The sequence below is a fragment of the Methylotenera mobilis JLW8 genome, assembly GCF_000023705.1.
Classification (GTDB): Bacteria; Pseudomonadota; Gammaproteobacteria; order Burkholderiales; family Methylophilaceae; genus Methylotenera; species Methylotenera mobilis.
The window spans coordinates 136,802-159,193 of sequence record NC_012968.1 but is presented as its reverse complement, the minus strand read 5'-3'; the positions used below and the strand labels follow the sequence as shown (position 1 = coordinate 159,193).

The 22,392-nt window shown below is 47.7% G+C and carries 20 protein-coding genes; 7 read left to right on the top strand and 13 right to left on the bottom strand.

From position 1 onward, the window contains the following. Positions 1-69: 69 nt before the first annotated feature. From MMOL_RS00720 to MMOL_RS00710, 3 genes are read left to right on the top strand one after another with little or no spacing between them, the layout of a single operon-like run. Positions 70-822, top strand: a complete 753-nt coding sequence (locus MMOL_RS00720; protein ID WP_012777514.1) for an electron transfer flavoprotein subunit beta/FixA family protein — start codon at positions 70-72, stop codon at positions 820-822. Further along, positions 819-1,751 carry an electron transfer flavoprotein subunit alpha/FixB family protein gene (locus MMOL_RS00715; protein ID WP_012777513.1) on the top strand — a complete coding sequence of 311 codons (933 nt, stop codon included), beginning with the start codon at positions 819-821 and terminating at the stop codon, positions 1,749-1,751. Before MMOL_RS00720 ends, MMOL_RS00715 begins: the two co-directional genes overlap by 4 nt. A gap of 26 nt (positions 1,752-1,777) precedes the next feature. Next, a complete protein-coding gene (locus MMOL_RS00710) occupies positions 1,778-2,554 on the top strand; it encodes a ferredoxin--NADP reductase (RefSeq protein ID WP_012777512.1) in 777 nt (258 codons plus the stop codon). 52 nt (positions 2,555-2,606) lie between these two features. Here MMOL_RS00710 and MMOL_RS00705 read toward each other — a convergent pair whose 3' ends face one another. The 6 genes from MMOL_RS00705 to MMOL_RS00680 form a co-directional block, all read right to left on the bottom strand. Then, on the bottom strand, positions 2,607-3,233 hold the full coding sequence (locus MMOL_RS00705; protein WP_012777511.1) for a VTT domain-containing protein: 627 nt from the start codon (positions 3,231-3,233) through the stop codon (positions 2,607-2,609). 108 nt (positions 3,234-3,341) lie between these two features. Then, on the bottom strand, positions 3,342-4,853 hold the full coding sequence (gene gndA / locus MMOL_RS00700) for an NADP-dependent phosphogluconate dehydrogenase (protein ID WP_012777510.1): 1,512 nt from the start codon (positions 4,851-4,853) through the stop codon (positions 3,342-3,344). 363 nt (positions 4,854-5,216) lie between these two features. Continuing rightward, the gene (locus MMOL_RS00695; protein WP_012777509.1) at positions 5,217-5,435 is read right to left on the bottom strand and encodes a hypothetical protein; all 219 of its coding nucleotides are present in this window, start codon (positions 5,433-5,435) and stop codon (positions 5,217-5,219) included. Positions 5,436-5,578: 143 nt separating this feature from the next. Next, positions 5,579-8,383, bottom strand: a complete 2,805-nt coding sequence (locus MMOL_RS00690) for a bifunctional diguanylate cyclase/phosphodiesterase (RefSeq protein WP_012777508.1) — start codon at positions 8,381-8,383, stop codon at positions 5,579-5,581. A 155-nt stretch (positions 8,384-8,538) separates the two neighbouring features. Then, positions 8,539-8,901, bottom strand: coding sequence for a hypothetical protein (locus tag MMOL_RS00685; RefSeq protein WP_012777507.1), 363 nt, complete (start codon positions 8,899-8,901; stop codon positions 8,539-8,541). A 116-nt stretch (positions 8,902-9,017) separates the two neighbouring features. After that, positions 9,018-9,989 (bottom strand): L-threonylcarbamoyladenylate synthase, encoded by a 972-nt coding sequence (locus MMOL_RS00680; protein ID WP_012777506.1) that lies wholly within the window; start codon positions 9,987-9,989, stop codon positions 9,018-9,020. A 118-nt stretch (positions 9,990-10,107) separates the two neighbouring features. On the opposite strand from MMOL_RS00680, the gene MMOL_RS00675 reads away from it, so the two are divergent. After that, a complete protein-coding gene (locus MMOL_RS00675; RefSeq protein ID WP_012777505.1) occupies positions 10,108-10,434 on the top strand; it encodes a cupin domain-containing protein in 327 nt (108 codons plus the stop codon). A gap of 14 nt (positions 10,435-10,448) precedes the next feature. Here MMOL_RS00675 and alkB read toward each other — a convergent pair whose 3' ends face one another. After that, positions 10,449-11,093: a DNA oxidative demethylase AlkB gene (gene alkB / locus MMOL_RS00670; RefSeq protein WP_012777504.1), complete on the bottom strand. Its 645-nt coding sequence runs from the start codon at positions 11,091-11,093 to the stop codon at positions 10,449-10,451. 100 nt (positions 11,094-11,193) lie between these two features. On the opposite strand from alkB, the gene MMOL_RS00665 reads away from it, so the two are divergent. From MMOL_RS00665 to MMOL_RS00655, 3 genes are all read left to right on the top strand, one after another. Next, positions 11,194-11,802, top strand: coding sequence for a DNA-3-methyladenine glycosylase family protein (locus tag MMOL_RS00665; RefSeq protein WP_012777503.1), 609 nt, complete (start codon positions 11,194-11,196; stop codon positions 11,800-11,802). A 280-nt stretch (positions 11,803-12,082) separates the two neighbouring features. After that, complete coding sequence (locus MMOL_RS00660; protein WP_041928506.1) at positions 12,083-13,303, top strand: MFS transporter; 1,221 nt, start codon at positions 12,083-12,085, stop codon at positions 13,301-13,303. Between the two features lie 14 nt (positions 13,304-13,317). Further along, complete coding sequence (locus tag MMOL_RS00655) at positions 13,318-13,668, top strand: DUF4186 domain-containing protein (RefSeq protein WP_012777501.1); 351 nt, start codon at positions 13,318-13,320, stop codon at positions 13,666-13,668. Here MMOL_RS00655 and MMOL_RS00650 read toward each other — a convergent pair. From MMOL_RS00650 to MMOL_RS00625, 6 genes are all read right to left on the bottom strand, one after another. Continuing rightward, the gene (locus tag MMOL_RS00650) at positions 13,665-14,870 is read right to left on the bottom strand and encodes an NnrS family protein (protein ID WP_012777500.1); all 1,206 of its coding nucleotides are present in this window, start codon (positions 14,868-14,870) and stop codon (positions 13,665-13,667) included. The two genes, MMOL_RS00655 and MMOL_RS00650, sit on opposite strands and share 4 nt — an antisense overlap. Before the next feature lie 369 nt (positions 14,871-15,239). Continuing rightward, a complete protein-coding gene (locus MMOL_RS00645; protein ID WP_041928618.1) occupies positions 15,240-15,467 on the bottom strand; it encodes a DUF3820 family protein in 228 nt (75 codons plus the stop codon). Between the two features lie 91 nt (positions 15,468-15,558). Continuing rightward, the gene (locus MMOL_RS00640) at positions 15,559-17,706 is read right to left on the bottom strand and encodes a putative bifunctional diguanylate cyclase/phosphodiesterase (protein WP_012777498.1); all 2,148 of its coding nucleotides are present in this window, start codon (positions 17,704-17,706) and stop codon (positions 15,559-15,561) included. 5 nt (positions 17,707-17,711) lie between these two features. Continuing rightward, positions 17,712-18,485: an oxygen-binding di-iron domain-containing protein gene (locus MMOL_RS00635; protein ID WP_012777497.1), complete on the bottom strand. Its 774-nt coding sequence runs from the start codon at positions 18,483-18,485 to the stop codon at positions 17,712-17,714. A gap of 116 nt (positions 18,486-18,601) precedes the next feature. After that, complete coding sequence (locus MMOL_RS00630; RefSeq protein WP_012777496.1) at positions 18,602-20,647, bottom strand: putative bifunctional diguanylate cyclase/phosphodiesterase; 2,046 nt, start codon at positions 20,645-20,647, stop codon at positions 18,602-18,604. Position 20,648: 1 nt separating this feature from the next. Next, positions 20,649-22,373 carry a putative bifunctional diguanylate cyclase/phosphodiesterase gene (locus MMOL_RS00625; protein ID WP_148207836.1) on the bottom strand — a complete coding sequence of 575 codons (1,725 nt, stop codon included), beginning with the start codon at positions 22,371-22,373 and terminating at the stop codon, positions 20,649-20,651. Positions 22,374-22,392 lie beyond the last annotated feature (19 nt).

The following is a 22,392-nucleotide window of genomic DNA, read 5'->3' as shown; positions in this document are numbered from 1 at the left end:
TCTTTACAATCTAATTTATATATATTATACGCTCATGTAAAATACGCAGCAATTATTGAGGAAATTGCCATGAAAATATTGGTCGCTGTAAAACGCGTAGTAGATTACAACATCAAAGTACATATCAAGCCTGATGGCTCGAATGTGGAAATTGATGGCGTAAAGATGAGTGTAAACCCATTTGATGAAAATGCAATCGAAGAAGCCTTAAAACTAAAAGAAAAAGGCATTGCATCTGAAGTGGTTGTCGTGTCCCTAGGTACCGCAGCTAATCAAGACGTATTAAGACAAGGTCTGGCCATGGGCGCAGACCGCGCGGTGCTAATTGAAAGCGAAGAAGAACTACAGCCGCTGGCAGTTGCCAAACTACTGAAGGCTTTGGCGGAGCGTGAGCAACCGGGGTTAATTATGCTAGGCAAACAAGCGGTAGATGACGATGCAGGTCAGACTGGACAGATGCTAGCGGCACTGCTCAATTACCCGCAAGCGACTTACGTATCAGCCATCACCATCAACGGTAATGAAGTGGTCGCCACCCGCGAGGTAGATGGCGGTACAGAAACCATCAGCTTAAACCTGCCGGCAGTGATTACCGCTGACCTGCGTTTAAACCAACCACGTTTTGTAAAACTGCCTAACTTGATGATGGCGAGAAAGAAACCGATTGAGGCCATTAAGGCTGCTGACTTTGGTGTAGACACCAAACCGCGTCTGCAGCTATTAAAAGTATCAGAGCCACCAGCGAGAAAAGCTGGTATTAAAGTGAGCAGCGTGCAAGAGTTGCTGACTAAATTGCGCGAACACGAAGGAATACAACTATGAAAACCCTAATTCTAGCCGAACATAACGGCAGCACACTGAGCGCATCAGTTTACCAAGCGGTGACCGCTGCCCAGTCTTGGCACAACCCAGTTGAAATTTTAGTAGTGGGTAGCAACGTCAGCAACATTGCACAACAGGCTGCGTTAATTGACGGCGTAGCGCGCGTGATTCAAATCGATGCTGAACACTTGGCACACCAGTTAGCTGAAGATGTTGCACCGCTGATTACTAGCATCGCCAACGAATACAGCGTGGTATTAGCTGCACACGCATCATTCAGCCGCAATATCTTGGCACGTGCCGCAGCACTACTGGATGTCGCCATGATTTCTGATGTACTGGAAATTAAAGACAGCAACACTTACGTGCGTGCAGTGTATGCTGGCAATATCCTTACCACAGTACAGAGTGCAGACCGCATACAACTATTGACGGTACACGGCAGCAACTTTGGCGCAGCCAATACCCGTACACAAAGTGCTGAAATCAACACGGTTGCAGCACCGGCAGCACAGCATCAAACCCGCTGGTTGTCTGAAACACGCACTTTGTCAGACCGCCCGGCACTGAGCACGGCAAAAATCGTTATTTCTGGCGGCAGGTCATTAGGCAGCGCAGAAACCTTCGAACAAGTACTAGCCCCATTAGCCGCTAGACTTGGTGCAGCACTAGGCGCTACCAGAGCAGCTGTAGATGCTGGCTATGCACCTAACGATATTCAGGTAGGCCAAACCGGTGTCACCGTTGCCCCTGATTTATACATCGCAGTTGGTGTTTCCGGTGCAGTACAGCACACCTACGGCATGAAAGACAGCAAAGTTGTGGTAGCGATTAACCAAGACCCAGACGCGCCTATCTTCCAGGTTGCAGACTATGGCTTAGTTGCCGACTTGTTTGAAGTGATTCCAGAACTCACTGCAGCTATTTAAAAAATTTAAACTAAAGAAAAACCAAAATGAGTAAATATACGACCGAACGCATCTTAAGTGTCCACCACTGGAATGACACCCTTTTCAGCTTTAAAACCACACGCGACCCAGGCTTACGCTTTGAAAATGGCCAGTTTGTCATGATTGGCCTAGAAGTTGACGGCATCCCGCTAACACGCGCTTACAGTATCGCCAGCCCTAACTATGAAGAGCATTTAGAGTTCTTTAGTATTAAAGTACCTAATGGTCCACTCACCTCAAGATTGCAGCACTTAAAAGTAGGTGATGACCTGCTGGTAAGCAAAAAACCAACCGGCACTTTGGTGACTCACGATTTGAAACCGGGTAAGAATCTGTACTTCCTTTCTACCGGTACCGGTCTAGCGCCGTTCATGAGCCTAATTCAAGATATCGAAGTATATGACCGCTTTGAAAAGGTAGTATTAATTCATGGCGTGCGTCACGTCAACGAATTGGCTTATGCAGACTTTATCGAAAAAGAACTACCCAACAACGAGTTCTTTGGTGAAGAAGTGCGTAAAAAACTGATTTACTACCCAACAGTTACCAGAGACCAATTCCGCAATCAAGGCCGTTTAACCGACCTGATCAACTCAGGCAAACTATTTGAAGATATCGGCCTGCCACCGCTAGACCCGGCTCACGACAAAGCCATGATCTGCGGTAGCCCACAAATGCTCAAAGACACCGAAGAGCTACTGGATTCAAGAGGCTTTATCGTGTCACCACGCGTAGGCCAGCCTGGCGACTACGTGATCGAACGTGCATTCGTCGAGAAATAAAACGTCAAAAATAATGCGTAGAAAAACTACGCATTAAAGAAATAAAGTAATCTCAAGCACGTGATTGCATCAGGTGCTTGAGAAATACCCATACCGCAGGCAAGCTAGGAATAATAATCAGCGCCAGCGCCACCAAAGAGAAGTTAGCCTGTACCCACGGGTGATTTCCCACCAAGAAACCGATACCGGTTAAACCACACACCCAAAGCAAGCCACCGATTACGTTATAAAAGGCGAATTTTGCATACGTCATTTGCGCCACACCGGCAACAAATGGGGTAAATGTGCGGATAAATGGCAAGAATCTACCCACTACAATCGTAATCGCACCATGCTCTTCGTAGAAGGCATGCGTCTTATTAAATGCATCTTTATTAAACCAGCGTGAGTTCTCCCAGGCAAATACCTTATGCCCTACCCACTTGCCGACGGCATAGTTGACGGCATCTCCAGCAATGGCTGCGACTGATAGCAAAGCCATTAAAGCCGGCAAGCTCATACCGCCAACCGCGGCAATCGCACCCGCAACAAACAATAAAGAGTCACCCGGCAAGAAGGGCATCGCCACCAAGCCGGTTTCTATAAAGATAATCAGGAATAGCAGCACATAAATCCACAGCCCCCAAGTGCTGGCCACGACCGCTAAATGTTTATCCAGGTGTAAAAATAAATCCATCATGTTTTGTATATCCGTTAATTAAAGCCAGCCTAATTCGGCCTGCCACATTATAGCGTTCAGGCAATAAAAAACCCGCCGTAAAGCGGGTTTTTTATTAGTGACAGCCGATTATACTTCTAACTGTGGACGACCAGCTTCTGGCCAATCCAAGTGGTAGAACTGATCACGTGGCTGATCTTTACGCTCATAAGTATGTGCGCCGAAGTAGTCACGTTGACCTTGTAACAAGTTTGCCGGCAGGTCTGCACTGCGGTAGCCATCGTAGTAAGCCATTGCAGAAGCAAAACCTTGTGCTGGAATACCGTTAGTCACTGCCAAGGCAATCACTTTACGCCAGCCTGCTTGGCCTTCGTTCATCGCGTTGGTGAAGTATGGGTCTAGCATCAAGTTTTTCAGACGTGAGTTCAATGCATAAGCATCAGTGATTTTTTGCAAGAAACGTGCACGGATGATACAACCACCGCGCCAGATTTGTGCGATTTCACCGAAGTTCAATTTCCAGTTGTAAGCCACTTGTGCTTTGTCGATCAATTGGAAGCCTTGTGCGTATGCGCAGATTTTTGAGCAATACAAAGCGTTTTTAATCGCTTCGATAATTGCTTTCTTGTCTGACTCAACTTTAATCGCTGGGCCTTTCAAGATTTTACTTGCTTCAACACGCTCTTCTTTTAAGCTAGACAATGCACGTGCGTACACCGCAGCTGCAATCGCGTTCGCTGGTGCGCCTAATTCAAGCGCATTCGCTGCTGTCCATTGACCTGTACCTTTTTGACCAGCGGTATCCAAGATTTGATCAACCAAGAAGCCTTTGCCCATTGGGTCTTTTTGTTGCAAGATATCAGCAGTAATTTCAATCAAGAAGCTTGATAGTTCGCCTTTGTTCCACTCAGCAAATACTTTACCGATTTCGTCCGCTTGCATGCCAAGCAGATTCTTCATCAACCAGTAAGCTTCACAGATCAATTGCATATCGATGTATTCGATACCGTTGTGCACCATTTTTACGTAGTGACCAGCACCATCTGGACCAATGTATTCAGCACATGAGAAGCCGCCTTCAACTGGCTTACCTGGTTTACCGCCTTCTAATGGCTCGCCAGTAACTGGGTCAACCTTAGCTGCGATATCACGCCAGATTGGCTCTAAGCTAGCCCAAGCTTTACGTGTACCTGATGGCATGAGTGACGGACCGAAACGTGCGCCAGTCTCACCGCCTGAAACGCCAGAACCGATGAAATCAATCCCTTTAGCCGCTAATTCTTTTTCGCGACGGATAGTATCTGTCCACAATGCGTTACCACCGTCAATAATGATGTCGCCTTGCTCTAAGAATGGCAATAACGCGTTGATGGTTACGTCAGTTGCGCTACCAGCTTTAACTAGCAAGATGATTTTACGTGGGCGTTTGATGCTTAAAACAAAAGAAGCCAAGTCAGCATGACCAACTACGTTGGCATGTGATGGTTCATTTTTTTTGCAATCTTCAATGAAATTCACCATTTTTTTTGGGTCACGGTTGTAAACCGCAATGGTGTAGCCATGATCGGCAATATTCAGAGCCAAGTTCTGGCCCATAACAGCTAGGCCAACTAGGCCAATATCAGCATTCTTTGTAGTCATTTATCTTCTCTTTTGGAGTTGTTTAATGGAAAGGTTTTTTGGTAGGCAAGATTATAGAACTTTTTGTGAGTTCATTGCTGAAAATTGATGTAGATCAGAGAATTATTTTGAATTTATGACAAGATTCGGCATAAGCTGCCAAAACTACGCGTGAAGCAGTAGTTCACCGCCCAAATTTGAGCCGTAGACACTCAGCATACATACTGACCGTGGCTGAATACTGGACTTGCAGATTGCTAGATTGGAATGGCTGGGCACTACGCCAACTTTTGTCTTAAAAGTTGAAAATCCTAAAAACTAGAAACCCTAAATCCTAAAAAGTCAGATTTAACAGAAAAGCTTGGTTTGATAAAGTAACCAGGTTTAATAATCACTGCTTCTACCGGTGGAATAACCGACCGGCACGTCATTCTGCCATGCACCACAATCAGCGCAGCGATGATCATGCATACTGGGGCTTAATACCAGATGCTGGCTTTTGCACACCTTGCAATGGGGAGTATTTTCTGCGGCCTCTTTATGATGCAAGTGGTGATGCTGAGTCGCTACTTTGCTGCTACCTAATCCGTACTTATTATCCATGGCAAACTCCATGTTCAGATCACAGTTGACTGTAATAAAGTTACGCTTCTTTTAGCATGCCTGCAAGTCATTTAACGGTTGATTATGAACTGTCACATCGGCAACGGCTTAAGTGTAAAACACCCTCAAGCCATCAATACTAATTAAACCAGCCCTTGCGTCCAGTCTGGGGCTTGCTGATATGACTCCACCCACTGCTGCACTTCATCTGCAGGCATCGGGCGCGCCACACCATAACCCTGCACCACAGAACAACCCATACGCAATAGCCACAGCCCTTGCTCAGAATTTTCCACGCCCTCCGCCACTACTTTACGCTTAAAGTCGCGACTCAGGCTGATAACGCCTGCCACCACGGCCAGGTCATCCACGTCTTGCAGCATGTCGCGTACAAATGACTGGTCAATCTTAATCGTTTCTACCGGCAAGCGGCGCAAATAAGTGAGTGAGGAATAACCCACGCCAAAGTCATCCAGTGCAAAGCTGACGCCTAACTGCTTGCAAGTGTTAATGGTATTGGCCACCCCAGACACATCCTCAATCGCCGCGGTTTCGGTAATTTCCAACTCAATTTTATGTGGCGCAACCTCTGGGAACTCCGCCAACAATAAGACGAGGCGCTCGGTAAAGTTAGATTGCACGATATGCCTTGCCGCAATATTCACACTGACTTGGAAATCTAACCCAGCCGCTTGCCACACGCGAATTTGCCCTAAAGCCTCGCTAATTACCCACTCTCCCAATGGAATAGAGAAATCCGTATTTTCTACGATAGGCAGGAAAGTAGCTGGTGAGCGTAAACCTAATTCCGGATGCTCCCAACGAATCAAGGCCTCCATGCCCACCACTTTGCCTTGGCGTAAATCAACCTTAGGTTGATAGTACAGACGGAACTCCTGATTAGACAACGCAGCTTCTACGCGCTCACGATCCTGACGCAGACCTCGGAATTGGCGATCATGGTGCGAGTCGAACTGCTGCACACGGCTACCGCCATTCAGCTTAGCTTGATACATGGCGTGGTCGGCATGTCTGAGCAAGGTATCAGGCTCGCAACCGTCATCCGGAAAAATCGTATAGCCAATGCTAGAAGACACTGTCACGGATTTGTCGCCTATGCTGTATGGCGTTTTAATCACGCTGAGCAAACGCTCTAGTGTTTGCGTACATTCATCAATACTTTGCAAACCACACAGCAGTACCGCAAACTCGTCGCCACCTAAACGCGCCACTGTATCGCTATCACGCAAACAAGCGCTCATGCGCACCGCCAACTGCACGAGCAGATAGTCTCCAGCTTCATGCCCCAAGGTGTCATTCACCGGCTTAAACCCATCCAAGTCGAGGCAGCAAACCGCTAACAGCTCACCGGAGCGTTCCGCCCGCGCCAGCGCTTGCTGCAAGCGATCCGAGAGTAAAGCACGGTTGGGTAATTGCGTGAGCGGGTCATGGTAAGCCATGCGCTCCAGATTTTGCTGCTGCTCTTTGGCTTGGGTAATGTCGGAGAACAAACCAACAAAGTTCTTCACCTGATTGGCTTCGTCGCGCACGCAAAATATATCAAGCCAAGCTGCGTACACATCACCGTTTTTGCGGCGACACCATGTCTCACCGCGCCACTCACTGTTGCTTTCCGCTTGCAGCCACAGCACGTCAAGCAGGCTATCATCATAAGTGACGAAACCCAGCTCCTGCGGTATGCGGCCTAGCGCACCATTTCTTGTGTAGCCGGTAATTTGGGTGAAGGCATAATTGACCTCCACAATATTGGCATGCGGGTCAGTAATAAAAATGCCGTCGTGCGCATGATCAAATACGCTGGCTGACAAGCGCATACGCTCCGCATTCTGACGCAGGGTGTCGATAGACTCACGCAGTTTCTGTCGCATTTCCAGCACGCTAGCCATCAAGGTATCCGGTTTGGCGTTCAGGCCATCTTGTGCCAAATCACCCGCAGCGATACGCTTTACCACATCAATCGCTAGGGCAGGATCACCGCCTATCGGGTTCAGAATCAAACGCCTTAATTGCCACAGGATAATCACGATCAATAAAGTGCCGAGCAAAATGCCGGCAAACACCACAAACCATGCGTTTGCCAAACTCACAGCACGCGCTTCGCTGAGCGGATATGCTACTATTACCTTAAAGCCCCATTTAGGCACCGTCTCTGTGACAAACTCCCAGCTATCCGGCCTAGACTGCAGCAAGCTTGTGGCCTTAGCTGGCGTGATATGCGAGGAAAGGAAACGAATATTATTAGTTTCATCCAATATCACAGCAAAGCCGGTAGTGAGCTGACGCATGTTTTGCACGGTATCGCGCAGCACCTTAATATCAACTTTATAGCCGATATAGTAAGCACCAATCACGTTGCCACTAGCATCAAGCAGTGGATCATAGCGCGTGATATAAGGCTGACCCAGAATATCCACCACACCACTATACTCTTTGCCTGTCAACAGGGAGCGAATTACCTTACCCTTGGGATTCAGCAAGGTGCCAACGGCGCGGCTACCATTGTCGTGCTTAACATTGGTAGCAACACGTACGAAACTATCACCGGAACGTACAAACATGGTGGCAGTACCACCAAATAGATCACTCACACCATCTACCAGCTCAAAATACCCGGTGATTTCGGTGCTACCCATTTTGAGATTAGGTAAAGATTTGGTTTGCAGTTGCACCGAGCCATCTACGCTAACCGCTCCCAGCTCCTGGCTGCGCTGCTTTAATAGGCGCATGGCCGCGTTGGCCTGTTCGCTGACTAGTTCTTCGGTGACATCCAACAGCCGTACTAGGGTGTGTGCTTGCTCTGTGGCGCCAGCATGAATATGCCCCAACTGCTGCGATGCCTGCTGTCCTGTCAGCACAAAAGGCGCCACTGCCAGCAGCACCAGCACGGGCAGTAGGAAACGCCAAATTGTGGAAATCTTCTTTTGCATAAGGAACTAGAAGCCTAGGTTGAAATTATCCTATCATAGTTTAATAGGGTTGCAGGCCGCGATTAGACTGAATCACCAATAAAATTAGGATTGCCAGCTACAAAACAATTAAAAAACACCGTCATAGTTGATGCTGACGGTGTTTTTTGAAAATACTATTTTTTCAACTGCGGCTTGCAATTAACGTAAGCTATTTTTTCGCCATCATTGAGCGTTGTGGCATCGCCATTGATGCTCAATGTAATCACGCCACTGGCATAACGGTTACTGTCACTACTTGATTTTGCTAAATTGACTTCATGGTCGGGGTAGATTAACCAGGCATCGCTGCCGTTGTTCAGCATACGCACGTAAAAGTGTTTGTTACCGTCGCACACGTATTCAGTCGCATCTTTCGGGGTACCAGGTAACACGCTGCTTTTACTGCCAAATGGATTGCTCAAACCAATAGAGCTACAGGCTGGAATCAGCACCACCAATAAACATGTTAGAGCGAACCGTTGTAATTTAATTATCATTTTTAAAACCTAAATTATGCAAACAAATCACTTAAACCCAATGATGCGCAAATCAAGCGAGGCATACACCGAGGAAGCATCAACATAGAACGAAGCAATCCGTAATATACAACAAATTATCGGTATCCCGCGCGACTTAATCTATCCAACACCGCCATCCATATGGGTAAATTGGGTGGTAGCTCTACCAGCAAGCGGTCTACTTTCATCGCATCTAAGTGATGTAAGGCGCCATACAACAGCTCTGCGACCTTTTCTGGTGAGTTTGGCAGCTGCACATAGGGGCAGCTTGGCACAGTGCCATCACCTATCAGCATCGCAGCACTGGATAAAGCGGCCTGCTTTAGCAGCTCACACTCTTGCAACAGTGCAGCCCTATCTTTAAACAACAATAAAGGCGTGCGCGGTGAGTAATGCAAAGCATGCTGACCTGGCACTTTCGGCACCGGTGCATCTACGCTCTCTACAGCCTGTGTAGGCTGAGAGGCCGCCCGTGCAGCCACATCAGCAATCGCCTGCTCGCTAATCATTCCCGGGCGCAGCAACTGCCATTGACCATCAGCGGTAACACTCACGATGGTGGACTCTATGCCCACCTGGCAGGCACCGCCATCTAACACCGAAATCGATGCGCCCAGACCGGCCTCTACGTGAGCGGCGGTGGTTGGACTCAATTGCGTAAATAAATTGGCAGAAGGTGCGGCCACGCTTAACCCACCTTGCGTCAGCAGCGCCAACGCCACTGGATGGTTAGGTACGCGCAACGCCACCGTAGGCTCATCACCGCGCACAACGCGCGATACATGTGGCTGCGCTGGCAGCACCAACGTAAGTGGCCCCGGCCAGAACGCACTTGCCAAGTCACGCGCTACTTCAGGAAAAACCGTTGCCCAATCCTGCACTTGGCTCATGGCGCCGATATGCACGATTAAAGGGTGGTCTGCAGGGCGTTGTTTAATCGCGAAGATTTGCTTCAGCGCGCTATCATTAGTCGCGTCTGCGGCCAAGCCATAGACTGTTTCGGTGGGAATCGCAACGACACCTCCGTTTTTGAGCTCGGCGATTGCCTGTTCTAAACTAACGCGCATAATATTGAATGATCACTAAAATGTGCATTTTACTACTTTACGCGCATCCGTACCTAAATTAGAACATTTCAGCTTTAAGGTCTGATGGGATAAAATGGATTTTTTAAAAGGAAGACTCATGACCCAAATCACCGTTGAAAAGAACCCAAGCCAACAACGTTTAGAAGCTTTGAACGTAAGCAAGTGGCCAACATGGGAGAAAGAAGTTTCTGTGTTCCCATGGACGTTTCCTGAACAAGAAATTGCATACATCTTAGCTGGCGAATGCGTGATTACCCCAACGGGCGGCACACCAGTCACGTTCGGCAAAGGTGATTTAGTGACTTTTCCAGCTGGCATGACCGCAAGCTGGGAAGTAAAACAGCCACTACATAAGCACTACCAATTAGACGGCTCTAAACTATGCCAGATCTACCGTCGTATCAAACTGGCCTTAAAACTGTAACAGCAACACCAAGCTTACCCGGCTTTACGGAAAGTAAGATTAATGCGACTTTCACCTAAAGCTGGGTGCATGCCGGCCTTCAGCGGCAGCACGCCATGGTAGCGTAAACGCGCCGCACCACCCCACACCACCACATCACCATGATAAAGCGGGAAACTCAGTGCTTTATCACTACGCTTAAAACCACCGAACTGAAACGTTGCCGTTAAGCCTAACGATACCGACACAATCGGCTGGCTAAAATCCCGTTCGTTTTTATCTTGATGCAACCCCATGCGCGCCCCAACTTGATAACGATTGATTAAACAAGCATCGGCGACAAAATCTGGGTAGCCTGCCAGAGTGGCAGCCTGCTGCGACAGTACGGCAAAACTGGCCGGCATCAGCGGCCACGCCTGTTGCGTAAGCGGGTCCCAGCCATCGTAGCGATAGCCATGACGTTCGGTGACCCAACCCAGCTCACCACAGTTGCTCATCGCCACCGACATCGCAAACCCACCGGGTGTCACCATATGGCGTAACGGCGCTGCAGCAAGCACCCGCTCCACATCCGCCAGCAAGGCGGCTTCTTGTGGCAGAGCCAGCGCCTTTAGCAAGCGCACACCGTCCAGCGCCGTTGCATTGGTTACGGCTGGCTCAATATGGCCGAATAAATCCAAACGAACTTCTCCATCAAAACACTATACTTGAAGCATTTAACGCATTAGAGGCACTAAGCATCTGTAACCGATATTGGCTACATATGCTTATAATCAGCATATGTACAACCCATATCAAGCAGCTCAGGATTTTTTACGCGCTATCGACAACGATTGGGCGCAATTGATAGACCAAGTGGGTACCTGTAAGTTTACAACAAAAAGCGAGCGCGACCCGTACGAGGCATTGGTACGTGCGGTGGCGTACCAACAGCTCAGCACCAAGGCCGGCGATGCAATACTCAAAAAGCTAATCAACCATTATGGGCATTTTCCGGCGCCACCACAGCTACTGACCACCACATTTGACGAGCTACGCGCGGTGGGATTTTCCGGTAGGAAAATAGAAACGCTACAAGGTATCGCAAGCGCAGCCTTAAGCGGCTTAGTACCGACGCAAGCACTTACTGACAACATGAGCAATGAAACATTGATTCAGCAAATCACCACCATTAAAGGCATAGGCCAATGGACCGTGGAAATGATGTTGATGTTTACCTTAGCGCGCATGGACATCCTGCCCGCAGACGACTTTGGCATTGTAGAAGGCTACAAGCGACTGAAAAAACTGGAAGTTGCGCCTAAACGCAAACAGATGGCAGAAATTGGTCTAGCATGGAGCCCTTATCGCACGGTGGCCAGCTGGTATTTGTGGCAAGTGCCTAAATAGCTATCCCCATTCAAGCTGTCACCGCATCGAACCTTAGTGCATAAAGACTTAAAAAATTAAAGGTTAGTGCGCCTAATCTATATCGGTAGAATCACACTAGGTCAATGATGACTCATCGGCATGCACCCTAAGGCATCACGCTTACTACCTTATTCACTGCACCAACTCGTATATTCTATCTGTTTACTCATTAGGTTTAAACGCTTTTTCTCAACAGCAACACTGCAATTCACCGCCATAGTCGATTAAGCAAAAGCGGTTTGCACTTATAATGTCGACCATGGAATTATTTAAATATCATCAATTTGCTTTTGCCAAACTTTTAGCTTTTCGGATTCAAATGGTACTGGCCTACCAAATATTAGCGGTAGTGGTCGGCTGGCACGTTTATCAAATCACCCTTAATCCGCTGTCGTTAGGGCTCATCGGTCTGGCCGAAGTGATTCCTTACTTTGCCTCTGCACTGTTTGCGGGACATGCAGTCGATCATTATTATTCACGCCGTTTATTTGCTGGTTTGGCGGCAACGCTGCTCTCGATTAACGCGTTCACGCTTACTTTATTGGCCTTGGGCTGGTTAGAGGGTAATGCCACATTCTGGATTTATGCTTCGATTGCGTTTACCGGCGTGGCACGCGCCTTTATTGCACCCAGCTATAACACCTTATTTGCCATTATTCTGCCGCGTGAACAATATGCACGTGCCGCCAGCATCGGCACCTCCACCTTTCAGGTGGGCTTGGTGCTGGGCCCAGCCATCGGCGGCATGTTGGTGGGGTTTGGCAGTAAAACACTGGCTTATAGCGTTGCCACCGCACTGTGTTTAGGCGCCGTTACCTCCATCGCCTTAATCAAGTTAAAAGAACCGAAAAAAGCAGAAAGCATTCCGGTGTTCACCAGTATCGCCCAGGGTCTACGCTTTGTTTTTAGCAACCAAATTGTATTGGGTGCGCTATCTCTAGACATGTTTGCCGTATTGTTTGGCGGGGCGGTTGCCATGCTGCCCGCATTTATTCATGACATTTACCAGATGGGCCCCGAAAGCTTGGGCATTTTACGTGCAGCACCTGCACTTGGTGCCATCGCCACCGGGTTGTGGCTCACGCGCCACCCGATTAACCTAAATGCCGGGCGCTGGCTATTGGGCACGGTTGCCGGGTTTGGCCTTTGCATCATAGGCTTTGGTCTTAGCACCAGCTTTTGGATGGCAGCGGTACTGTTATTACTGTCCGGCTTGTTCGACGGGGTGTCCGTCATCATGCGCCAAACCATTATGCAGCTAGCCACACCAGATGCCATGCGCGGACGGGTTTCAGCCATTAACGGCATTTTTATTGGCTCGTCAAATGAGTTAGGCGCGTTTGAATCTGGGGTAGCAGCACGCGTACTGGGCTTAGTGCCATCCGTGGTGTTTGGCGGGTTTATGACTTTGAGCGTAGTGGGTATCACGGCGAAGTTGGCACCAAAACTACGTAACTTAGAGCTACACCAGCTGCACTGAGCCAAGCCAGCAACGTGAGAGACCTAGACCAGTTATTTGCCACGCTAGCACAATCCACGTTCAGAGCCAGCTTTGAGTTACGTGCTAAGGACTTAGCCTATTTGCAGCAAAAAGGCTTATCTAGTGTACTCGACCATGCTGAAGACTTTATTGCCAAACGGCTGGCACCCGCCATTATCGACAATGACGGCAAACAAACCCCAATGCGTGGTCACCCAGTATTTGTAGCGCAGCACGCCACAGCCTGTTGCTGTCGTGGCTGCCTGCAAAAGTGGCACCATATTCCAGCAGGGCGCACACTCACGCTGGCCGAGCAAGCCTATATTGTGGTGGTACTGGAGCGCTGGCTACAGGGCAGGTTTTAACCAGGAGTGCCATCGACTCTTGGTTTGTATAATATGGGTGCATATATCCATACAAAAATTGCAAATGCCATTATCCAGCATAGCGCAGAGGCAATAATCCAACCCGGGTAAAATTGTATCGCAAACATTGGTGCAAACACACGCAAGAGCAAACTTAACATTACTGCAATAAAAATTGGCACCAACCAGTCCGATGAAGCACGGATATCACGCCCGGTATGCCCTAACGCTACACGTGCCATCATAGCCATACTCATTAGGCCTATACCGCCAATCGTAAAGAGGTGCAGCACCAAAATTAATGGAATAGCACACAAGTCATGTAATCCATAGAGCAAAAACCCTAAGTTAATCATCCATGCCGACAAATACAGGCTCCACAGCAATGGCACACGCCAGATACCCCATACATGCCAGCGAGATAGTCGATAACCATTCATCAGAAACAAAACCACTCCCAAATACGGTGTTAACTCAACGCGCTGAAAAAAAATCTCATTGATAAACAAGGCAAGAAATGCCACTAAGATACTGGTGTCCAGCCATTGGGCATGTGTAATTCTGAAAGGCTCAGATACGCCGCGCTCTATGAAAAATGGAATTACGCGGCGCCCTATCATTAAAATCAAACCAATCAGCAATAACACTGCACCGTTAATAGCGTAGAGCATACCGTCCTGCAGGATTTGATAGTAACCTAAATAAAATACGATATTGCCTACCCATAACATGGCAACCTTCACAATCACTGCAAGTTGCGGCCACTGCTTGGCGCGAAAAATAGGGATGCTAATAGCGACAATCAACATTAGCCCAAATAGTAAATCGACAATGGCAGCCCACAGCATTAAGCTGGTGCCGAACAAAAACAGCAGTCGAGCACTAACCCATAATGCAAACAAGCCCATTAATGGCTTACCATTCGGCGTTGGTACGCCGGTCCAATTGCGTACTGCGGTGAGTAAAAACCCAGCAACCACGGCCAGGCTGTAGCCATACAGCATCTCGTGTGCATGCCACTGTGCATTGGTAATCGATTGAATCTGCACAGAGCCATGTCCGCTGTACACCAGCATCCACCAAACAATCGACACGATCGCAAAAATACCTGCGCCAAGAAAAAATGGACGGAACCCAAGGTTGAATAATGCACACCCTTTAACCGGACTAGTCTTACGCATCTGAATTTGCACAACTGCCATAGTAATCATGCCTTTAATTGAAAAAGTGGTGTTAATATTAGCGCAACCTGAACCAGATTTAATTGATTTAGGACAGGTTATTTGAACATGATCCCAATAATTTTCATGATTACTTTTTTTGGTTTTCTGACAAAACCTCATGAAATCGCTTGGCTTAACAGCAACTCGCACCTCTGGATGACCCTGAAGCCAAGCGGCTTCATGAGGTGTTAGGTGAATATGCCACGACTATTCAACCGCAGACTGTCTTCGCTCTTAATTGCAACAGAGATAAGCAGAATGCCCATCCCGAAGAGCAAAAGTAGCAGTCTCAGCTAGGCGGCACTGAAACAATATTGCTTAATACAGCGCAGAAATGTGAATCGCATTTTAATCACTTCGATGTGTTACTTTTCTCAGCGGGTCTAGCAAGTGCGATAGACCATTATGATCTATTTCCTGCATTAACTGTAATAAGCGGCCGAGGTCACCTGCAGGAAAACCTTCTCGTGCAAACCAGTTTAAATAATTCCCGGGTAAATCGGCAATCAGCCTACCTTTATATTTTCCGTAAGGCATGGCCAATGTGACTAATCGCTGTAAATCTTCTGGGTTCATCATTGCATGACGACTTTATCACACTTTGGCACCTCATTACCTTCGCAATAACACCGTCCTTACTGCTCGTTACATGCCATCAATCGATACCTTATTTACGCGTATGCATATTGGCACTAGGTAACCCGATATGAAAACCTTGCACATAGTTAATGCCCATATCTTTGAGCGCTTCCAGTATTTCCTGCGTCTCAACAAACTCAGCCACAGTATAAATACCGATATCCTGACATAGCCTAGATAGATTATGCACAAGCGCGTAGTCAATTTTTGAGTTAAGGATATTACGCACAAATGCACCATCTATTTTGACGTATTCAAAACGTAGCTCACGCAAGTAATGAAAAGAGTTATAGCCACTGCCAAAATCATCCAAAGCAAATGCAAAACCTTTTTCACGCAAATTACTTAAAAACTTACGCATATTGGTCATATCCCCAATTGCATCGCGCTCCAGTATTTCAAACACAACGCAGGACGGCGGAATCTCTAGTGTTTGGCACAACTCTTCTGCATAGGCAAGAATGCCGCGTCCTTGTATTTCCTGCGCTGAAATATTGAGGAACATTTTAGTGCCAGACTCACCTGTCAGCATCAGCTCACGTTTGGCTCTGAATGCTTTGTTAATAATCATACGGTCTAGGTCACGCCCCATGCCGTACTTCTCTATCGTCTCAATAAACATACTTGCAGAGACGATATTGCCATCTGGCTCAACCAGCCTAGCTAAGGTTTCACACGCAAATAATTCGCCTGTTTTACAATCGACGATGTTGTGATAATAAGGAATGATGCGATCCTGCTGTAATGCCTCACGTAGCTTCTCAGCATTATCGCGTGTATGCCGCCCTATCTCGACCTTTCCATCCAGCTCGTCCAAGGTACATGCACTGTCTTTGCCTATATCTTTGGCACGGTACATGGCAGCATCGGCACCCACTTGCAGGTCGGCTTCATTTTGCGCATCAATCGGGTAGGTAGCTATGCCTATCGACACAGTCAGATGAAAATGCTTACCATCTGGTGCGGTAAACGTACGCTCACGCAAAGATTTACCCAGCATATTAGCAACCGTGGTCGCTCCCTCGCGACCCGTTTCCATTAATATCACGGCAAACTCATCACCACCGATTCTGGCCGCCAGATCGCCCTTACGGATATGCTCACGCAGCACCTCAGCAACTCCGCACAGCGCTTCATCACCGGTCTGATGTCCGTAAGAGTCGTTAATATCCTTGAAATCATCTAAATCAAGTTGCAATAGTGAGAACTCATGATGGTGACGCTCCGAACGTCCGATTTCATACTCCAGCATGTTATTAAACTGGCGTCGGTTATAGATACCAGTCAATGGGTCATGCATTGCATAGTATTCCAACTCAGAAAGCGTGCGGGACAGCAGTTTGCTAGAACCTACCACCATCACCATCACAGATAAAATGGAACGTACCACGCTCTCTTCCTGCGGGCTTAATTCACCACTAGAAACATAAGCCACACCTAGCAAACCTGCTAGTTTAGGAGTGTGATCAGGCACCGCTACCGTAATCATGCGCACCGCATCCACATTATCGGTAATGCCATGCCCCCGGACCACAAACTCTTCGATACTCAGCGGCGCATTATCAGGTAAAGCCAAGTTAGCAATCATCTGCTTAGATAGCATTTCCCGCGCGTTTCGCTTTGCCTCCTCAGAATGGTTGCCAAGGTAATACAGATAAAGTGAGAGGTCATGCTCTTCTGCAAACGCTATATAGAAGAAATTGAAAGGAAAGATAGCATGAAAATCAGCCAATATCTCCTGCACAAATTCTTTCCACTGTGCCACATGTTCATGTGACAAGATAATGCGCTCTAATACTCGACTCTGGCGTTCAAGCAGGTCTTTTTCAATCAAGGTAGAGGCAAGGCCCGTTAGCGTTTCATTAAACTCCCCCACGAGGGACTGCACGTAGTTGCCATTACGATGCCACTGCCGATTTCGCTCTTGAAACAATATTTCTAGACTTTGATCCAGCCGATCACACATCTGAACCGCACCCCCTAAGACCTGAGCAACAACGGGGTCATCTGTATTGACCACAGCTGACTTAAGCTCAGAAACAACCTCCTGATGCGAACTGCGAATTAACTCCACCACACCACTGCTAAATATCTTACTGCGTGTCTGGCTTTCCAACAGTGCCGCAAGTCTATCAGTCACTTGCAAGCGCATATTCTCTAAATGATTTGGTAGCATATACGTTACTCGAACCTAGCGCCAAAACGACCGCCACTTTGCATGAGATCAATACCGCATTGCAAACCACGTAACCACGCCAAAAATTCCCCTACTGCTTCACCTCGATAAATCGGCCCATGCTGCGGGGCAATCATCTCAATATCCAAATCAGCAATATTGTCTAGCCAACATAAAATCGCTTTATTAGAGCACATATAGCGTTGATGAAAACTGGCAATGTAAGGCAAGTGACTTTTGAAATCATCTACATAAGCATCATCTTTATCCATAGGCAACATGGCCGCACCAATGTCACCAGTAAATAGTATTTTTGATACAGGGTCGTAGACATTAATCTGCCCCTCTGAATGCAGGAAATGGGCTGGAACCACCTTTAGCATAAAGCCCGGTGCAACCTCGCAGTCCATGCCTACATCTGGCACACCTACAAATTGCGACATGTCCTTTAAGCCATAATGCGGCAAGAAGCGCATCCATATTTTAGAAATATAGACCGGCGCTTTAATCAACTCTAACCAAGTTGAAATGCCGCCTACGATATCTGGATCCTGATGTGAAAGAAAAATCCCTTTAATCTTATCTGGTGCTAGGTAACGTAACATTTCTGCCAAAACGCGCGGCATCACGCCAAAGCCACCCGGATCAAGTAGCGCGCCTACGTCTTTATTTACAATCAAATATTGATTAGAACGAATCCCATCTTCCTCTCCAGGCTCACTCTCATTCAATAAAATAAACTTATGGCTCTCAGATTCGAACAATTTAATATTGCGCATACACTCTCCATCTAAAACAAAGACCACTTTTATAAAATGGTTTTTAGGGCGAGAAATACTAGTGGATTTAGCTTATGGCGCAAGCTCACTATACTCTCTAGATCAACAACAGCTTATTAACTACCTGATAACTTGTTACCACTTAACAGCAAATCCAACTCTTCCACCGGCAAAGGTTTACTAAAGAGAAACCCTTGAAAATAATCGCAACGTCGCTCTCGCAAGAAATTAGCTTGCTGATCGTTCTCGACGCCTTCAGCGACACTGGTGAAATTCATCGCTTGTGCCAAACCCAGCACCGCACTGGCAATAGCACTGTCGTCATTATTATGAGGAAGATTAAGCACAAACGACTGACAAATCTTAAGTGTATCCACAGGAAAATCTTTTAAGTAAGCAAGTGATGAAGCACCGCTGCCAAAGTCATCAATCGCCAGTGAAACGCCCAAGGCCTTCAGCTGCGTCAGTTTATTAACATCGCCGGTAGCGCTATCCATAAACATACTTTCAGTTAATTCCAGCTCCAATAATTCTGGCGGTAAACCACTTTCAGCCAAAATCTCCGCTACATCAGCAACTAAACCAGGGTGTTTAAACTGGCGCACTGAAAGGTTGACAGCTACTCGCACCGGCGTGCCTGCGTCATACCAAATGCGCCCTTGCTGACACGAAGTTTTTAACACCCACTTACCTACTGGAACGATTAGACCGCTTTCTTCTAGCAGTGAAATAAACTCGCCCGGTGCTACCAAGCCACGGTCAGGATGCTGCCAGCGCAATAGAGTTTCTACCGCGGTAACACGGCCTCCATCTACCGCAATCTGTGGCTGGTAATACAAAATAAACTCTTTGCGATCCAATGCATGACGCAGATGATTTTCCATCACTAAACGCTCATAGGCCACTGCATCCATCTCTGAAGAATAGAACTGAAAGTTATTGCGCCCACGCTCTTTAGCGTGATACATCGCCACATCGGCTTTTTCTAACAACACATCTCGATCATCTTGGCCAGGACGATAGAAAGTAATTCCAATACTTGCACCGACAAACACCTCATGCTCACCTACCATAAACGGCAAACGTAATGCATCTATGATTTTTTCGGCAACTACTGCAGCATCACTCTCTTCCCTTACGTTCACCAACACAACAGCAAATTCGTCCCCGCCCATTCTTGCTACAGTGTCAGACTCCCGGATACACAAGCTGATGCGATTACCGACCTGCTGCAATAGTTTATCGCCTATGCCATGCCCCAAGGTGTCATTGATGTTTTTAAAGCGATCTAGGTCGATAAACATGACTGCGATAGTATCGCTAGTACGATTAGCATGCGTTTGCGCTTGATGCAGGCTTTCATTAAACAGTAATCGATTTGGCAGGCCTGTTAATGTGTCGTAGTGTGCAAGAAAATGTAGTTGCTGCTGCGTACGTTTGCTTTCGCTGATATCGCGCACGATACACAGTACTTGCTCCTCACTGGCTCTTATAAAACGCGACTCGTAATTAGAAACCCCCTGAGGCAAAGCCATCTGATATTCAAAAGAAGTAATACCACTTCCAACTACTACCTTTTCCAAACAGAGCATCGCCTGCTCAGCAATCCCCTCGGGTAAAGCTTCATGGATGGTTTTACCGAGAAAATGCTCAGGTTCAATGTGTGTTTGAAAATCTTTAGCTGGCTTACACTCTAAAAAACGGCCCTCTAAATCAAGAAACAGCAGCAGATCCGGCACGGCCTCGTACAAAGCGCGCACTTTGGCCTCGCTTTGACGTAACTCTAGCTCAGCCCGCTTGCGCTCGATGGCATAACGCATGACACGCAATAACCAGCGCCCATCTACGCTACCCTTCACTAGATAATCTTGCGCACCCGCCTGCGCCAACTCTGTCGCAAGCACTTCATCATCATGTCCAGTCATCACTACTATCGGCACGTTGGACACCACGTCGTGCAGGCGCCAGAAAGTACTGCTGCCTTGCGAGTCTGGTAGGGATAAATCCAGCAGAATGATATCAAACTGCATTAAACATGCATGTGATATCGCCTTACCTAAAGTATCGGCGTGCGTGAGCGTGCATGCAGTTAACACGTCGCGCAGCATAATCTCCAGTAACCGTGCGTCCCCTTGATTGTCTTCTACTAGCAGTATTTTCATATTATGCCGCCGCCACTGGGCCCAGGTGCTGCCCGCGCTCTAACAGCGCGGTTGCCGCGTCAGTAGGTAACGGGTGACAATAGAGATACCCTTGCGCATCATCGTAAGAAAGATTACGCAAAGTATCGAGCTGCGCCGCAGTCTCCACACCACCAGCTAAGCCTTTCATGCGGAAAACATGGGCTACTTGTATCACGGCACGTGCCATATCTGCGCCATCCGTACTGGCGGACGCCGCTTGAGTAAGCCTGCGGTCCAGTTTAATCGCGTGGAAAGGAAACTTGCGCAGATAGTAGAATGAAGCACGACCATTACCAAAGTTATCCAATGCCAACCTTACGCCTAACTGGTTAAGTTTGGCCACTTGCTTGTAAGCGCACTCTTCGTCTTCCCATAAGGCATGCTCTGAGATATCAAGCTCTAAGCAATGTGGCGGCAAACCGGTCTCTGCCAACACCGCTGAAACCTGCTCGGCAAAATCCTCCTGCAGTAGCTGGCGTGGGGATAAGTTCACTGATAACACTAAAGGCGTACCAGCAGTCTCGCGCCATGCTTGGCCTTGTCTGCATACGTTCAGCAATACCCACCAGCCAACTTCCAGCACCAGTGGCGAGCTCTCCAGCACATTCATAAACGCAGCCGGCAACAATAAACCACGTGTCGGATGCTGCCAGCGCAACAATGACTCCATGCCATTGATATGACCGGTTTTCACATCCACCTGTGGCTGATAGTTAATCACAAACTCACCTTGGCTAAGGGCGCTTGATAGCTCTTTGAGCAACTCACGATCCTCTGTGGCTCTGTCATTCATATTGGTAGAGAAGAAGCGGTAGGTATTCTGCACACCAATTTCGGCTTTTGCCTGATACATCGCCACATCTGCATTGCGTACCAAAGATTCCAAGTTATCCGCATCGGTAGGGTAAATACCAATACCAATGCTGACACCCACATCCAGTACACGCCCATCCACTAGGAAAGGACGACCGATAGATTCAATAATCTTGCTGGTGGCAGCGGCGGCATCTTCTTCGTCGTAAATATCACTCAGAATCATGGTAAATTCATCACCGCCGATTCTGGCGACACAATCTGTTTCGCGCATGCACTCGCGCAGGCGCTGCGCCACACCTTGCAACAACAAATCTCCCACATAATGACCCAAAGTGTCATTAATCGCCTTAAACCCATTCAAGTCCAGTAATAACAGTGCCAGCTTGGTTTCATGCCGGCGCGCAAGGGCGATGGAGTTTTTAAGCGTATCGTAAAAGTGCTTGCGGTTAGATAAGCCGGTCAAACTATCATGATGGGCTAAATGGTTTAAACGCTCCTCCGTACGTTTGCGCTCAATTGCGTAGCGTAAAGAGCGTGTCAACTGGTGAGCATCTACATAACCTTTAACTAGAAAATCCTGTGCGCCCTGCTGTACAGAACGCACGGCCAAACCTTCATCCGCAATGCTGCTCAGCACCACAATCGGGATACCTGGCGCATTGGCGTGTATTTTAAGCAGTGTGTTAAGGCCACTACTATCGGGCAACTCTATATCCAGCAAAATAGCGGTAATGTCCTGACTATCCAGTATCGCCAGCGCGGTCTCTTGGCGATCAGCCGTAACCAGATTGAAGCTTTCATTCTGGTCTGCAGCCAATAGCTCTCGTACCAGACGAATATCTCCTGGATTATCTTCAACCAATAAAATGGTCAGTGACTTGCTACTCATAGAGCACCCCATAACGCGA

Bases quoted from the DNA above. Each gene is read 5' to 3' on its own strand.
- gndA (WP_012777510.1), bottom strand. From the start codon at position 4,853: ATGACTACAAAGAATGCTGATATTGGCCTAGTTGGCCTAGCTGTTATG.
- MMOL_RS00715 (WP_012777513.1), top strand. From the start codon at position 819: ATGAAAACCCTAATTCTAGCCGAACATAACGGCAGCACACTGAGCGCA.
- MMOL_RS00630 (WP_012777496.1), bottom strand. From the start codon at position 20,647: ATGAAAATACTGCTAGTAGAAGACAATCAAGGGGACGCACGGTTACTG.
- MMOL_RS00640 (WP_012777498.1), bottom strand. From the start codon at position 17,706: ATGCTACCAAATCATTTAGAGAATATGCGCTTGCAAGTGACTGATAGA.
- MMOL_RS00645 (WP_041928618.1), bottom strand. From the start codon at position 15,467: ATGAACCCAGAAGATTTACAGCGATTAGTCACATTGGCCATGCCTTAC.
- MMOL_RS00635 (WP_012777497.1), bottom strand. From the start codon at position 18,485: ATGCGCAATATTAAATTGTTCGAATCTGAGAGCCATAAGTTTATTTTA.
- MMOL_RS00675 (WP_012777505.1), top strand. From the start codon at position 10,108: ATGACCCAAATCACCGTTGAAAAGAACCCAAGCCAACAACGTTTAGAA.
- MMOL_RS00720 (WP_012777514.1), top strand. From the start codon at position 70: ATGAAAATATTGGTCGCTGTAAAACGCGTAGTAGATTACAACATCAAA.
- MMOL_RS00660 (WP_041928506.1), top strand. From the start codon at position 12,083: ATGGAATTATTTAAATATCATCAATTTGCTTTTGCCAAACTTTTAGCT.
- MMOL_RS00650 (WP_012777500.1), bottom strand. From the start codon at position 14,870: ATGGCAGTTGTGCAAATTCAGATGCGTAAGACTAGTCCGGTTAAAGGG.
- MMOL_RS00705 (WP_012777511.1), bottom strand. From the start codon at position 3,233: ATGATGGATTTATTTTTACACCTGGATAAACATTTAGCGGTCGTGGCC.
- MMOL_RS00695 (WP_012777509.1), bottom strand. From the start codon at position 5,435: ATGGATAATAAGTACGGATTAGGTAGCAGCAAAGTAGCGACTCAGCAT.
- MMOL_RS00680 (WP_012777506.1), bottom strand. From the start codon at position 9,989: ATGCGCGTTAGTTTAGAACAGGCAATCGCCGAGCTCAAAAACGGAGGT.
- MMOL_RS00665 (WP_012777503.1), top strand. From the start codon at position 11,194: ATGTACAACCCATATCAAGCAGCTCAGGATTTTTTACGCGCTATCGAC.
- MMOL_RS00685 (WP_012777507.1), bottom strand. From the start codon at position 8,901: ATGATAATTAAATTACAACGGTTCGCTCTAACATGTTTATTGGTGGTG.
- MMOL_RS00625 (WP_148207836.1), bottom strand. From the start codon at position 22,373: ATGAGTAGCAAGTCACTGACCATTTTATTGGTTGAAGATAATCCAGGA.
- MMOL_RS00690 (WP_012777508.1), bottom strand. From the start codon at position 8,383: ATGCAAAAGAAGATTTCCACAATTTGGCGTTTCCTACTGCCCGTGCTG.
- MMOL_RS00710 (WP_012777512.1), top strand. From the start codon at position 1,778: ATGAGTAAATATACGACCGAACGCATCTTAAGTGTCCACCACTGGAAT.